Source organism: Bacillus massiliigorillae (assembly GCF_000380245.2).
In the GTDB taxonomy this organism is placed as follows: Bacteria; Bacillota; Bacilli; order Bacillales; family DSM-1321; genus Bacillus_AD; species Bacillus_AD massiliigorillae.
The window spans coordinates 2,745,222-2,759,575 of the sequence record NZ_HG428741.1; the positions used below are offsets into that span (position 1 = coordinate 2,745,222).

The 14,354-nt window shown below is 36.0% G+C and carries 13 protein-coding genes and 1 riboswitch; of the genes, 3 read left to right on the plus strand and 10 right to left on the minus strand.

The window, feature by feature from the left end; translation table 11 throughout:
• Positions 1 to 4: 4 nt before the first annotated feature.
• The 9 genes from TX86_RS12710 to TX86_RS12750 all read right to left on the minus strand — a co-directional run bounded on the left by TX86_RS12710 (position 5) and on the right by TX86_RS12750 (position 10,166).
• Positions 5 to 1,069 carry a FecCD family ABC transporter permease gene (locus TX86_RS12710; protein ID WP_230203615.1) on the minus strand — a complete coding sequence of 355 codons (1,065 nt, stop codon included), beginning with the start codon at positions 1,067 to 1,069 and terminating at the stop codon, positions 5 to 7.
• Complete coding sequence (locus TX86_RS12715; RefSeq protein WP_042349169.1) at positions 1,035 to 2,015, minus strand: ABC transporter substrate-binding protein; 981 nt, start codon at positions 2,013 to 2,015, stop codon at positions 1,035 to 1,037. The genes TX86_RS12710 and TX86_RS12715 overlap by 35 nt, the downstream gene beginning before the upstream one ends.
• Before the next feature lie 66 nt (positions 2,016 to 2,081).
• Positions 2,082 to 2,630 (minus strand): cob(I)yrinic acid a,c-diamide adenosyltransferase, encoded by a 549-nt coding sequence (locus tag TX86_RS12720; RefSeq protein WP_042349170.1) that lies wholly within the window; start codon positions 2,628 to 2,630, stop codon positions 2,082 to 2,084.
• A 171-nt stretch (positions 2,631 to 2,801) separates the two neighbouring features.
• Positions 2,802 to 2,984: riboswitch (cobalamin riboswitch) on the minus strand.
• 78 nt (positions 2,985 to 3,062) lie between these two features.
• Entirely contained in the window at positions 3,063 to 4,295 is a 1,233-nt protein-coding gene (locus tag TX86_RS12725; protein WP_042349171.1) for an aminopeptidase, read from the minus strand.
• A gap of 174 nt (positions 4,296 to 4,469) precedes the next feature.
• Complete coding sequence (locus TX86_RS12730) at positions 4,470 to 5,459, minus strand: ABC transporter ATP-binding protein (protein ID WP_042349172.1); 990 nt, start codon at positions 5,457 to 5,459, stop codon at positions 4,470 to 4,472.
• Positions 5,460 to 5,472: 13 nt separating this feature from the next.
• The gene (locus TX86_RS12735) at positions 5,473 to 6,483 is read right to left on the minus strand and encodes an ABC transporter ATP-binding protein (RefSeq protein ID WP_042349173.1); all 1,011 of its coding nucleotides are present in this window, start codon (positions 6,481 to 6,483) and stop codon (positions 5,473 to 5,475) included.
• A gap of 17 nt (positions 6,484 to 6,500) precedes the next feature.
• Positions 6,501 to 7,430, minus strand: coding sequence for an ABC transporter permease (locus TX86_RS12740; RefSeq protein ID WP_042349174.1), 930 nt, complete (start codon positions 7,428 to 7,430; stop codon positions 6,501 to 6,503).
• The gene (locus TX86_RS12745; RefSeq protein WP_042349175.1) at positions 7,430 to 8,362 is read right to left on the minus strand and encodes an ABC transporter permease; all 933 of its coding nucleotides are present in this window, start codon (positions 8,360 to 8,362) and stop codon (positions 7,430 to 7,432) included. Before TX86_RS12745 ends, TX86_RS12740 begins: the two co-directional genes overlap by 1 nt.
• A 163-nt stretch (positions 8,363 to 8,525) precedes the next feature.
• The gene (locus tag TX86_RS12750) at positions 8,526 to 10,166 is read right to left on the minus strand and encodes a peptide ABC transporter substrate-binding protein (protein WP_042349176.1); all 1,641 of its coding nucleotides are present in this window, start codon (positions 10,164 to 10,166) and stop codon (positions 8,526 to 8,528) included.
• A 553-nt stretch (positions 10,167 to 10,719) separates the two neighbouring features.
• Here TX86_RS12750 and TX86_RS12755 point away from each other — a divergent pair.
• From TX86_RS12755 to TX86_RS12765, 3 genes are read left to right on the plus strand one after another with little or no spacing between them, the layout of a single operon-like run.
• Positions 10,720 to 10,968, plus strand: coding sequence for a FeoA family protein (locus tag TX86_RS12755; RefSeq protein WP_081707650.1), 249 nt, complete (start codon positions 10,720 to 10,722; stop codon positions 10,966 to 10,968).
• Positions 10,961 to 11,686 (plus strand): FeoB small GTPase domain-containing protein, encoded by a 726-nt coding sequence (locus TX86_RS12760; protein ID WP_042349177.1) that lies wholly within the window; start codon positions 10,961 to 10,963, stop codon positions 11,684 to 11,686. The genes TX86_RS12755 and TX86_RS12760 overlap by 8 nt, the downstream gene beginning before the upstream one ends.
• Positions 11,683 to 13,065 carry a nucleoside recognition domain-containing protein gene (locus TX86_RS12765; protein WP_042349178.1) on the plus strand — a complete coding sequence of 461 codons (1,383 nt, stop codon included), beginning with the start codon at positions 11,683 to 11,685 and terminating at the stop codon, positions 13,063 to 13,065. Before TX86_RS12760 ends, TX86_RS12765 begins: the two co-directional genes overlap by 4 nt.
• Positions 13,066 to 13,154: 89 nt before the next feature.
• Here the strand turns inward: TX86_RS12765 and TX86_RS12770 are convergent, their stop codons facing one another.
• Positions 13,155 to 14,279: a serine hydrolase gene (locus TX86_RS12770; protein WP_052343655.1), complete on the minus strand. Its 1,125-nt coding sequence runs from the start codon at positions 14,277 to 14,279 to the stop codon at positions 13,155 to 13,157.
• Positions 14,280 to 14,354 lie beyond the last annotated feature (75 nt).

A 14,354-nucleotide genomic window follows, 5' to 3' on the forward strand; every position in this document is an offset into this window, starting at 1 on the left:
TAGTTTAAGCATTCCTTTTCTTAAATCGTTGCTTAACAAGTAAAATAGTAAATATCGGCGTTCCGATAAGCGCTGTTACAACACCAATAGGTAACTCTGTTGGTGCTATGATTGTTCTTGCGAGTAAATCAGCCAACACTAAGTAAGCCCCTCCAATCAGTAAAGAAAAGGGCAATACATAACGATGGTTTGCACCTGTTAGCAAACGGACTAAATGTGGAATCACAAGACCAACAAATCCAATCGCACCTGATACCGCAACCGCCGCACCTGTTAATATAGAAGCACCGATTAAGATTAGTTTCTTCTTACTTTTCACATCCATGCCTGAGAATTGTGCAGATTGCTCACCTAATGCCATATTATTAAGTTCACGATAGTGAATCAGTATGATAGCTGCCCCAATGATAAAAAACGGTAAAATTAATTGTACATGCCCCCAACCTCTCATTGCGACACTGCCCATTGTCCAATAAAGAATATTGCTGATATCCTCTCGTGGTGTTAATGCAATTAATAAAGATACAATTGCACCCATGAATGACGATAAAATAATCCCAGCAAGAATGATGGTTTCATTGGAAAGTTTACCTGAAGCAAAGTTCGTGATAATAAGAACGATAATAAGTGTTCCTAATCCAAATAAAATAGCAATAATCGGTTGTGTATACCCCGCAATAAACGTAGCTGGAATTTGAAAAAATAATACTAATACCGCACCAAGAGTAGCTCCAGACGACACACCAATCGTATATGGATCCGCAAGTGTATTGCGTAACAATCCTTGAAATGCTGCACCAGCAAGAGATAATGAGGCACCAACTAGAAATGCTAAAACAACCCTAGAAAAACGAATTTCCCAAATTATTAATTCGGTTGTTTTCTCACCATCATAAAAAGACATTCCAAGTATCTTACCTGCAATGATTTTAAAAATGTCAGGGACGGTTATAGAAACCGCCCCAACAAATACACCCGCTATCATTGACCCTACAACGAATAAAAGCGTGAATACTGTTAACCAAATAATTTTTTTATTTGAAAACATCTGGGTAAATAGTTTTTGCAAGTTCTTCAACTCCGTCTACTAAACGAGGACCTGGTCTAGTTGTTGAATCGCTGTCCACATCAAACACTTGTTTATTCTTCACAGCGTTTACTTCTGCCCAACCTTTACGATTTAACACTTGCTCAGCCGGTTTATCAACATAATAACCATATGTTGTAATAATCACATCTGGGTTAAATTTAACTGCTTCTTCTTCGCTTAATTTTACCCATCCATCTAGGTTCGCTGCCACGTTTTCAGCACCAATCATTTCAATCATTTCATTCATGAATGTATTTTTTCCTGTTGTAAAAATATCAGGTGCAGGTGAAACTTCTACATAAACCTTTTTCTTTTCTTTTACGTTTTTCGCTTGTTCTTTAATTGCTGCTACTTTTTCTTTCATATCAGCAATGATTTTATCCGCTTCTTTTTCCTTACCTGTTGCTTTAGCAAGTAGCTGCATAACATCATATGCGTCTTCAAAAGATGCTTGTGTTCCATCAGGTACAACAACTGTAATACCTGCATCTTCTAATTGCTTAACCGCATTAGCATGGTTTTGTACATGATATTCTTGTAGGAATGCTACGTCCGGCTTAAGCGCTAAAATTTTCTCAAGATTCATATCTTGTGAACCAACTTTTTCTTTCTTTGTAGCTGCTTCTGGATAATTATCGTAATCAGATACACCAACAATTTCTTTATCTAAACCTAGTGCAAATAGATTTTCTGTAATACTTGGTAATAACGAAACAATTTTTTCAGGTTTCTTTTCAATCGTTATATCTTTACCTGTGCTATCTTTAATCGTTACTGGAAATGCTCCTTGTTTCGCATCTCCTTGTTCTGTTTTCGTCTCTTCTTTCTTCGGCTCATCTGATGTGCCACAACCTGTTAGTGCGCTAAACGTTAATAACAATAATAACGCTAATAAACTAATACTTTTGGTAAATCTTTTAACCATGATTGTTCCTCCATCTTATCTGCTTGTTTTATTAAGTAAAAACTATTAAATAGTTACACTTACGAATTAATATTCAATACCATAAATAGCATCTACACCATCTTGGTAGTAATGCTTTTCTTCTTCAATGATGGAAACCAAATCAGCAAGTTCTTTAATCTCTGGCTTCGCATCTCGACCTGTAATCACAACATGAGTAGCAACAGGCTTCTTCTTCAAAGTATCTACTACATCTGCTAAAGGTAGTACATCATCAATTGGGAATGAATCAATACTTAACGCATTGTTCAGCTCATCGAAAATCACAACATCGTAGTCACCACTTAGAAGCTTTTCTTTCGCTGTTGCCCAAGCTTTTTTCAAAGATACACGATGCTCCTCAGGTGTTTTCAGCCATGTAAATCCGATACCTAATTGAGCTACTTCTGCGCCTAATTTTTCTAATGAAATTTGTTCACCATATGTACGTTCTGGAGATTTAATAAATTGTAAAATAACAACCTTCTTATCTCTACCTAACGCTCGTGCAGCTAATCCAAATGCCGCTGTAGTCTTCCCTTTTCCATTTCCCGTGTAAACCAAAATCTTACCTGATGTTTGCTCTTGATTACCCATTTCTACATCCTCCCTATTTTTAAGAAAAAACAAAAATACCTTGACCATAAAGGCCAAGGCATCAACATAATCATGATATTTCTTGACCTATATTTCCCTCCGAAATATAAGTTGGTCTAGTTTTTTCTAAAGATGTTACTCACAGAATCATACAATATCTCTTCGAAAAAACAATAAAATTCTTAAAAAGCAGGTTTCCTGACTTCGCATCCTGACCATGCAACCTTCCCGAAATTAATCAGTGGCTATCTTTGCATGATTATCTTAATGCTTACAGTAGCGGGGGCTGTACTGGATTCTCACCAGTTTCCCTATTACCCTATATGTTTAGGCACTTATTAAGAAATAGTATGAAGTTTGGATTTCTTTACTCATTTTACTTCACGAGTCATAAATTGTCATCCAATTCACACAAAACAAGATAAATTAAGGTTAAAATGCCCAATTTCCATTACGGAAGATTGGTTCTGCAACTCCTTCACTTGTGATTCCATCGATATCCATTTGATCTGAACCAATCATGAAATCCACATGTGTAATACTTTCGTTAGCACCATTATCATTTAATTCTTCGCGAGACATTGTTTTTCCACCCTCTAAATTGAATGCATAAGCGCTACCAATTGCTAAATGATTAGATGCGTTTTCATCGAATAAAGTATTATAGTATAGAATATTTGATTCAGAAATTGGAGAATGATGTGGTACTAACGCGACTTCTCCTAAATAATGCGATCCTTCATCTGTTTCAATTAAATGCTTCAATATTTCTTCGCCTACTTCAGCTTTTGCATCTATAATTCGACCATTTTCAAAAGTAATCGTAAACTTATCAATAATATTTCCACCATAGCTCAATGGTTTTGTACTTGAAACAACACCATTAACACCTGTTTTCAACGGCATTGAAAACACTTCTTCTGTTGGCATGTTAGCCATAAAGTCAATACCTGCTTCACTAACACTACCTGCTCCACACCATACATGCTTCTCTGGAAGCTCAATTGTTAAATCAGTACCTGGTGCTTTGTAATGTAGTTTTTTATAATGCTTTTGATTTAAATAATCCACTTTTGTATGCAGATTTTCATTATGTTGTTGCCAAGCAGCAACTGGATCTTCTTGATCAATTCGTGTTGCTTTAAAGATTGCATCCCATAGTAATGCTACTCGCTCTTCTTCTGGTGCATCAGGGAATACCATGTTTGCCCAAGCTTGAGATGGTACAGCTACAATACTCCATGCAATCTTATCGCTTTGTATGTAAGAACGAAATTTACTAAGTGCTTGTCCTGAAGTTTTTTGATTATTAGCAATACGCTCTGGATTGATACCCTTAAGTAAATCTGGTGAAGATGAAATAACAGAAAGGTAAGCAGCGCCTTGTTCAGCTAGTTCGTTTTGTTCGTTTGCACGGTGTTTAGGATATACTTTAAACACTTCATCATCAGCATACTCAAACTTCAGTCGATTAATTGTATCATCGCTAAAGTTTACAATTACATTATGAGCACCCGCATCATACGCTTTCTTCGTAATAACCCTTACTAGCTCCGCCCCATCAAGCATTGTATTAATAACAAGCGTTTGCCCTTTTTGGATATTTACCCCAACCTTAACAGCCAGCTCAGCATACTTTTCTAGATTCATTTGAAACTGATTCATTTCGCCACTCCTTTTCAAAATTTTCATTACTATTGTAACATTGTAATAGTGTTGTGACATTAAGTTATTTTATGACAATTCAATCAGAACATGCCTTAATTTTACATATAATTTTCACCAAATGAAAAGTGCACCCCAGCATTAGTACGTAACATGAAGTGCACTATTTTTAAGCTAATATAAATGACATGCTACAAAGTGTCCTGACTTTTGTTCAACCCACTCTGGAACAACGGATGCACATATATCCATCGCCTTAGGACAGCGTGTACGAAACACACAACCACTTGGTGGATTAATTGGACTTGGCACATCACCTTTTAAAATGATACGTTCTCTTTTCAGTGTAGGGTCTGGAATCGGAACAGCCGATAACAACGCTTGCGTATATGGATGTAGGGGCTGATTACATAATGTTTCACTATCAGCTAACTCCATCATTTTTCCTAAATACATCACAAGAATGCGATTAGAAATATACTTAACCATCGACAAATCATGTGCGACAAACAAATACGTTAATCCCATTTCTTTTTGTAAAGATTTCAATAAATTCACTACCTGCGCTTGAATAGACACATCTAACGCTGAAATTGGTTCATCACATACAATAAATTTCGGGTTTAATGCTAATGCACGTGCTATCCCAACCCGTTGACGTTGTCCTCCACTAAATTCATGCGGAAAGCGGTTGAGATGATCTGTACTTAAGCCTACTAGCTCCACTAGCTCCTCCACACGTTTTCGCTTTGCAACTCCCTTCACCACACCATGAATTACCAAAGGTTCAGAAACGACTTCCTCAATTGTCATACGTGGATTCAAAGAAGCATAAGGATCTTGAAAAATGAGTTGAATATTTTTTCGCAACTCAGACATTTCACGAGGAGTATGTTTATAAATATTCTTTCCTTCAAACAGAACTTCTCCCTCTGTTGGCTCATATAATCGAATGATAGTACGGCCAGCTGTTGATTTACCACAACCCGATTCACCTACTAAGCCAACTGTTTCCCCTTTATATATATCAAAATTCAAACCATCTACAGCTTTTAATTGTTGTTTACCGACTGAAAAATACTTACGTAAATCCTTCACCTGTAAAAGAGGAGTATCTTTAGTCGAACTTTGATTCTGCAAGATTTGATTTGTAGTCAAACCCATGGAAATACCTCCTCTATATATTTTGTGGTGTTTTATTATTGCGAGCATTAGCCATCGGATGATTTAACCAACAAGCTGACGTCTGATTATTCCCTACCTTTTCTAGCTCTGGATCATACTCTTTACATATTTTCATTGCATAATCACAACGTGCATAGAAAGAACAACCTTTTGGAGGGGAAAATAAATCTGGTGGTGACCCAATAATCGGTGACAATGCTACATTACGATCCATATCAAATCGTGGTACTGATTTCAATAAACCTTTCGTATATGGATGTTTCGGCTTTTGAAAAATATCAACAACTGACCCTGTCTCCACAACCTTACCAGCATACATAACAACAACACGATCACACATCTCTGCAACCACCCCAAGATCGTGGGTAATAAGAATAATAGCCGTGTTTGATTTACTTTGAATATCTTTCATTAATTCTAAAATTTGTGCTTGAATCGTAACATCTAGAGCTGTCGTTGGTTCATCTGCAATAATTAATTTCGGATTACAAACAAGTGCCATTGCAATCATCGCTCGCTGACGCATCCCTCCAGAAAATTCATGTGGATATTGATTCATCCTTTTCTCTGGTTGAGGAATACCAACTAGTTTTAACATCTCTAACGCTTTTTGATGTGCTTCGTTACGAGATAAGCGCTGATGCTTAAGTAGCGATTCAATAATTTGAAAGCCAACACGAGACGTTGGATTCAATGAAGTCATGGGGTCTTGAAAAATCATAGAGACATCATTACCACGGATTTTCTCCATTTCTCTCTCTTTCATTTGCACAAGGTCTTTCCCAAGAAAACGAATTGAACCACTTCTATACGTTGCAGGCGGCGTTGCTAAAAGCTTCATAATTGCTTTCGCTGTTACACTTTTACCACAACCAGACTCACCCACTATTCCCAATGTTTCTCCCGCCCGAACTTCGAAGTTAACACTACGAACAGCATGCACCTCTCCTCCATACGTGCGGAAGTCAATTCGTAAATCCTTCACCTCTAGTAAAGTATCCATTTGTTGTCCCCCCTCTACTAATCACGTAATTTAGGATCTAATGCATCTTGTAATCCGTCACCAAGTACATTGAAAGCAAACATTGTTAATGAGATTAATAGTGCTGGAATTCCTAATTGATAGAAATTCCCTATTAAAATACTTCCTAGTGCGTCGCTCGCCAATGACCCCCAGCTCGCGTGTGGTGGCTGAATGCCAAGCCCAAGAAAACTTAATGTCGCTTCAGCAAATATAGCTGTTGGAACTGTTAATGTCATGTTTACAATAATAGGTCCCATAGAATTTGGAATTAAATGCTTACGCAACGTCCAGCTCGTTTTCGCTCCGGCTGCCTCTGCTGCATGAACAAACTCAAATTCTTTTAGTTGTAACACTTGTCCTCGTACTAGCCGTGACATTTGTACCCAGCCTGTTATTGTTAAAGCAATGATAATTGGTAAAATACCTGGTTTTAGAACAACCATTATGAGAATGACCATTAACAAATATGGAATTGAATAAAGTACTTCTGCAATTCGCATCATAATGTTATCGACACGCCCACCTTTTAATCCAGCTAATCCACCATAAATAACACCTATCATTAAATCAATTAGCGCAGCCATAATTCCGATAAACAATGAAACACGAGCACCGTACCATGCTCTCGTAAATAAATCTCTTCCTGCTGAATCTGTTCCAAACCAGTGCTCAGCATTTGGCCGCAGATTCTTTTTCGTATAATCTTGCTCATAATACGTGTAGTTATTGAGGTGAGGACCTACAATAGCCATAATGATGAGAACAATAATGAGGAATAACCCTAGCATCGCTAACTTATTCGCTCGCAATCGTCTCCAAACATCACGCCAATAGGAAAGAGAAGGACGAGCAATTTTTTCTACTTCTACTTTATTATCTTCTGCTGGCAAAAAGAGATCTTCGTGAAATTCTATTTTATTTGTCATTACTTACTCTTACCTCCCGTCACTTTGATTCTTGGATCAATCAAGGTATATGCAATATCGACGAGAAAAATAAATAGAATAAGAACTGCGCTATAAAAAACTGTACAACCTAAAATAACAGGATAATCCCTATTAAAAATCCCTTTTACAAACATGTCGCCCATTCCAGGTATGCCGAAAATACTCTCTACAATAAAGCTTCCTGTTACTAAATTAGCTGTTAATATTCCTAATACACTCACAACTGGTAATAAAGCATTTCGTACCGCATGCTTAATGACAACTGCACTCCGTTTTAAACCTTTAGCTTTTGCAGTTAATATATAGTCTTGATTCATCACTTCAATCATACTTGTACGCATTAGTCTGGCTATATATGCTAGTGGCATCATTGCAAGTGCCATTGAAGGAAGTATAGTGTGCTTCCAAGTCGCCCACGTAGCAACAGGCAACAGCTTCCATTCAACTGCTATGAAATTAATAAATAATGTTGCTAAAATAAAGCTTGGTACAGAAATACCAATAATCGCAACAATCATGGAAAAATAATCAGGCCAATGATTACGATTAAGAGCTGCAATAACTCCTAATATTAATCCAAAGAAAATGGCAATAAGCATAGATTGCGCTCCTAAATGAAAAGAGATAGGAACACCGTTTTCGATATAGTCATTTACAGTTATCGTTTGGGACTTCAATGATGGTCCGAAATCAAATTGAAGTAGCTGTTTTAAATATAAAAAGTATTGTACAATTTCTGGTTTATCTAAGTTGTAATAGCTTCGTAAATTCTCATATACTGCTGCTGGCATTGTTCCTTCACGAGCAAAAGGGTCTCCCGGAATATTATGCATGATAATAAATGTAATGGTGACAGTTGCCCAAAGTGTAATGATAGCCCACATGAATCGATGCAACACAAATTTCAACATTATTCAGCACCCCATTCACTTATCTTTACTATTAAATAAGTCATGAACTTATAGTGGGGGATTGCCTAACCCATACTATTTACACTACCTATCTCACCTAGAAAATGGGGTATGCTCAACGAATAAGCATACCTCACATTTTCCTTATTTTCTTTTCAAGAAATCACTTAATATCAGCATACATAAACTGAGGGAATCTATTAATCGGTAAATACACACCCGTTACTTTCTCTTTCACTACGAATGGTCTTGTATAGAAGTAAATTGGCATAACCGGCATTTCTTCTATCATAATTTGCTCGGCTTTATGCAATTGTTCACTTCTTTGTTTATTATCATTATTCACTTTTGCGGAATTTATCAGCTTGTCATATTCCAAATTTGACCATTTCGCATCATTATACGCTCCACCTGTTAACCAAAGATCCGAGAATGTCATTGGATCTACATAATCTCCAACCCAACCAGCACGAGAAACGGTGAAATCGCCAGCCTTTTCACGATCCAGCTTCACTTGGAACTCTACACTTTCAAGTGTTACGTCAACACCTAAATTTTTACGCCACATTTCTTGCACTGCTTCTGCTACCTTTTTATGTCCCTCATCTGTATTAAATAAAATCGAGAATGAAGGCATTTTATCCATTCCCTCTTCTTTCAATCCTTCTTGCAATAATTTCTTCGCTTCATCTATATCTTCTTTAAATAAATTACCACTATTATCTTGGAAATCTCCTTCCACATCAGGAATACCAGGAGGAATAATTCCATAGGCTGGTGGTTGACCACCTTGCACCACATTTTCAGTAATTACTTTACGATCGATTGCCATTGCCAACGCTTTACGTACTTTCACATTATTAAACGGTTTCTTTTTATTGTTGAAGTTATAATAATACACTGCCAATTGCGGTCCATTTTGAAATTCCTTATCCCCGCTCTTTAATAGTTGACCTTGAACATCAGTTGGAAGTGGGTAAACAAGATCAACTTCGTTATTTTGATACATTTGCCAAACAGTATTGGCATCATCAAGCATAGCAAAATTCACAACATCCAACTTAATTTTATCCGCTTCATGATAGTTTTCATTTTTTTCGATTTTAATGCTTTCTTTATGCTTCCATTCTGTTAATTTAAAGGCACCATTTGAAACGAAGCTACTAGCTTCATTTGCCCATTTTGGATTGGCTTCTTGTACTTTTTGATTAATTGGGTAGTATGTGTAGAATGTGGTTAAATCCAGGAAGAATGCTGTAGGGGCTGTTAATTTAACTTCTAATGTTTTATCATCTAATGCTTTAATACCAACTTGATCGGCTGTTCCTTTTTTCTCATTATACTCTTTTGCACCAACAATGTAGTAGAATTGATAAGCATATGTTCCAGCCGCTTCAGGGCTTAACGCATATTTCCATGCATATTCAAAATCATGTGCTGTAAGTGGATCTCCATTTGACCATTTCATACCATCTTTAATTGTAAATGTATACGTCTTACCATCTGGACTAATATCCCATTTTTCTGCTACTCCAGGAACAATTTCTCCCTCAGGATTTTTTCTCGTTAGCCCTTCAAAAATATGCTCTAAAACCCATGAATCATGTGTTCCTTGTGCAATAGCTGGATGCAAGGACCCTGGTTCAGTTGAATTGTTTAAGTTTAATACTTTTGGACCTTTCGCTACTTGGCCCTCTTTTTCTTTCTCTTTTGGTTTGTCTGAGCCAGTTGTTGTACTACAACCTGTCATGACTAACAGTAGTACTAAAAAGATTGAAATCACTGACCACCTAGTTTTTTTCACATTTTTGTCCCCCTTATCCTTATTTACTATTAGGCTTTTATTACACAAGCCCTATTACAGAATTATTCGCAGTGACCCATTTATATTCGATGTATACAGGATTATTTGAGTAATTAAATCTATGTCTTTTTGAATATAAACTGATGCTGTCGTCACTTCCTTACATCCATCTTTCTCCTTTCTTTTACAAATATAGCTTCACAGTATATATATTTCGATAAAAAATGGGATTCACCTTCACAAAAAATGGAAATCTTTTTCTGTGTTAACTATGTTATTACATTAGTTTTGCGGCGCGATAAAGGGTCAAAGTGTTTAAATATATTAAATACAAGCATCTATTTCAACTTTACACTGCATACAAATTGGAAAAACATTACTTTAAATACAATTCTAGAAAAATATACGTGCCTTCTATTTCCTCTAAAGTGCATGAAATAATTAAAATTTTTATATAATAGTTACATTTTTTAAAAAATGCTATATAATAATCTTAAAGTTGCCCTCAGGAAACATTTTTATAGGCACGAAAAAATGAAGGAGATGTCCAAATTTGTCTACTACTATTTCACTATCTGAATTATCTCCTGGCGAGAAAATGATGATAACTACATTACAAATAGACGGTCCAATGCGTAGAAGATTATTAGATTTAGGTTTTGTACCAGGTTTTATTATAGAAATGATTCAAGCAAGCCCTCTTGGTGATCCAACTGCGTTTCGTGTAAGTGGTACCACCATAGCGCTACGTAAAGACGAATCTTCACATATTTTGGGTGAAAAGGTGATGCAAGATGAGTAATAACAAGTACAGAATTGCTTTAGCTGGCAATCCTAATACCGGAAAAAGTACATTATTTAATGCCCTTACAGGCATGAATCAACATACAGGGAACTGGCCTGGAAAGACTGTTGAGCAGGCAATTGGATTATTCACGTATGAATCCGATACGTATGAAATTATTGATTTACCCGGTACGTATTCACTGTATTCCAATTCAACAGATGAAGAAGTTGCACGAGATTTTATTATTTTTGAAAAGCCAGACGTTACACTAGTTGTAGTAGATGCAACGAGTCTGGAGCGTAATCTTAATTTAGCTCTTCAAGTATTAGAAATGACTTCATCCGTTATACTGTGCGTTAATTTAATTGATGAAGCGACTAAGAAAGGGATAACTGTTAATGCGAAGATATTATCTACCCAGCTTGGTATTCCAGTTGTAACGATGTCAGCAAGAAATAAAATCGGAATAGATTCTTTATTAAGTACCATTCAACAAATGGTTTTAGGAAAAATTTCTGTTCGCCCTCTTGTTGTTCCCTATTCAGAAGAGGTTGAAACAAAAATTAAAGAACTTGAACCGAGCATTAAAGATTTATTTGGAGATCAATATCCAACGCGTTGGATTGCCTTACGCTTATTAGATGGAGATACTAAACTCTTACAATCTCTTACAGATAAACTTGTTGAGAAGGAGAATAATCATCTCCACGTGAAAGAGAGAGTCATATTATGAGAAAATTAGATAATATAAGACAGTTAGCTGAACAAGCTAACAAAATGGCACCCGACAATATTCGAGAAAATATTGTCGGCAGTATATATAAGCAATCTCACCGTATTTCACGTGCTGCCATTAGTGCCACAAGTGAACGAGATTTTAAAACTGAAAAAATCGATAAAGTACTAACTTCGAAGCTTTGGGGCTTTCCAATCATGTTTATTATGCTTGGTACCATTTTGTGGCTTACAATTGCAGGAGCAAATGTTCCATCTTCTATGCTTGCAGATTTCTTTAATTGGATAGAAGGTTATTTAACACAGTTTTTTACTATGATCAATGCACCTGAGTGGCTTCACGGCGTATTAGTTCTTGGTCTATTCCGTGGAACCGGTTGGGTCGTTAGTGTTATGCTTCCACCAATGGCCATCTTCTTCCCGATGTTTGCACTATTAGAAAACTACGGATACTTACCACGTGTTGCGTTTAATATGGACCGCTTATTTAAAGGAGCCGGTGCACATGGTAAACAATCACTAACAATGGCAATGGGATTTGGATGTAATGCTGCCGCGATTATGAGTACTCGTATCATTGAATCTCCTCGCGAGCGAATGTTAGCCATATTAACAAATAACTTTATTCCTTGTAACGGACGCTGGCCGACATTAATTTTATTAGCTTCTTTATTTATGGCTGCAAGCTTTACAGGCATTACAGCTACATTTGTTACATCTGGGATTTTAATTGGATTTGTATTAATAGGGGTTGCTGTTACTTTAACTGTTTCGTGGATTCTTTCAAAAACAGCTTTAAAAGGGGTACCTACTCACTATACATTGGAATTACCTCCATACCGTCGTCCAAAATACTTCGATACCATTTTACGTGCAAGCATTGATAAAACATTACTTGTATTAAAAAGAGCAGTTTTCGTTGCAGCACCAGCCGCTGTACTAACTTGGATACTTGCTAATATCAACGTTGGTGATACGAGTATATTAATGCACTTCGTACAATTTCTAGATCCATTTGGAAAACTATTAGGTTTAGATGGATATATATTAGCTGCATTTATTATCGGTTTACCTGCTAATGAAATCGTTATACCCGTACTATTGATGGCTTATTTATCAACAGGATCATTAACAGAGGTCGAAGAAATGTCAAAGCTTAAAGGCATTCTACTTGAAAACAATTGGACTTGGTTAACTGCTCTTAACATGATGTTATTCTCACTATTGCATTATCCTTGCGGAACAACATTGCTAAATATTTGGAAGGAAACGAAGAGTGCAAAATGGACGTTCATGTCCTTCATCATTCCTACAAGTATCGCACTTGGCGTAACCTTCTTAGTAGCTACAATTGTTAGAGCTTTTGGCTGGGTGTAATTTACCTTTCTTATAACTTCAAAAAGGTCGAATGAAAAGTAATATCACATTACATTTCATTCGACCTTTTTATCATTTAGAACCTTTACTTATTCTTTCAACGCCTCTACTCTGTCACGAAATTCAGGCTCATTCACTACTTTTACAAAAAAATCATTCATATGTTTACTTAGCTTATTAAATTCTTTTGATTCCAATCCATTAAAGAAAACAGCTAGCTCTGTCTTATTGTTTTCTTTATCTTCTACATAGATTGCCATATTCAATACGCTGGCAAATGATCCACCCTTCATTCCAACATGGTTATATGCCTTTTGATTTCCCTCACTCTCCATTGGTGTTTCCATAATCGCTTCAATATTTTGTTGTACATTTTTAGTAAAATAACTTCTACTATTCAATTTATTTAATACAGTTACATAATCTGTCGTAGTTGATTGAACAAAACGGTCAACATATAATCGATCAAAGTCTTCATCATACCAAGATTCGATATTAACTGCTTTTTTATAAGAACCATCTTTATCATCTTTCATTTTTTCGTGAATGTTTAAAGCTAAAGCCTTATATTGTTTAGGAGTCATGTTACGCAATTCTTTTTTTGCTTTTGCCACTTTATCTTCTTTAGACATATTTTCGTATGTATTCATTATTTCATATGGAATTAAAATACTCGCATCGATATAAGTTAAAGGCTCATGATTAGTTAACCCAAGTTTCTCAATTTGTGCGTTAATAGACTCTAAACCTAAACGATCCATTAAATAATCCGTATTCGCATTACTGCTATATTCCACCATTCCTTTAGCAACTTCTTCAAGCGCAATCTCACCATCTTGTACTAGCTTCTTCTCTTTAATACTTTCTAACCATGCTGGATGAGCTCCTCCATCAAGATTCTCTAAATAATAACGGTTTAACTCGGATAATTTCACCTTTTCATCTAAGATAATTTTCCCTTCAGCAGCTTGCTCCGCATATTCAATAGCGACTAATATTTTCACTACACTTGCTAATGACATCTTCCGTTCACTATTAAACGAGGTTACTTCTTTATTATTATAAATGACAGATAATGCTGCTTGATTAGGATGTTTTTCAATAAAAGATAAGATTTTCCCACCATTTGGTCTGTTAGAATATAAAGATACAAAACTAGCAATTGCCATCACCGCTAATATGACGCCTCCAATATATAAAATTTTCTTCTTCATAAGCCCTCCTAACCCTTAGATATCATAATTATTCCATTTTTATCATCAAAAGTAAAATTCAGTAAAATTAAAAGA

Excerpts from the sequence above, each read along its gene's own strand:
- TX86_RS12730 (WP_042349172.1), bottom strand. The coding sequence starts at position 5,459 with ATGGGTTTGACTACAAATCAAATCTTGCAGAATCAAAGTTCGACTAAA.
- TX86_RS12760 (WP_042349177.1), top strand. The coding sequence starts at position 10,961 with ATGAGTAATAACAAGTACAGAATTGCTTTAGCTGGCAATCCTAATACC.
- TX86_RS12740 (WP_042349174.1), bottom strand. The coding sequence starts at position 7,430 with ATGACAAATAAAATAGAATTTCACGAAGATCTCTTTTTGCCAGCAGAA.
- TX86_RS12725 (WP_042349171.1), bottom strand. The coding sequence starts at position 4,295 with ATGAATCAGTTTCAAATGAATCTAGAAAAGTATGCTGAGCTGGCTGTT.
- TX86_RS12720 (WP_042349170.1), bottom strand. The coding sequence starts at position 2,630 with ATGGGTAATCAAGAGCAAACATCAGGTAAGATTTTGGTTTACACGGGA.
- TX86_RS12770 (WP_052343655.1), bottom strand. The coding sequence starts at position 14,279 with ATGAAGAAGAAAATTTTATATATTGGAGGCGTCATATTAGCGGTGATG.
- TX86_RS12715 (WP_042349169.1), bottom strand. The coding sequence starts at position 2,015 with ATGGTTAAAAGATTTACCAAAAGTATTAGTTTATTAGCGTTATTATTG.
- TX86_RS12765 (WP_042349178.1), top strand. The coding sequence starts at position 11,683 with ATGAGAAAATTAGATAATATAAGACAGTTAGCTGAACAAGCTAACAAA.
- TX86_RS12745 (WP_042349175.1), bottom strand. The coding sequence starts at position 8,362 with ATGTTGAAATTTGTGTTGCATCGATTCATGTGGGCTATCATTACACTT.
- TX86_RS12735 (WP_042349173.1), bottom strand. The coding sequence starts at position 6,483 with ATGGATACTTTACTAGAGGTGAAGGATTTACGAATTGACTTCCGCACG.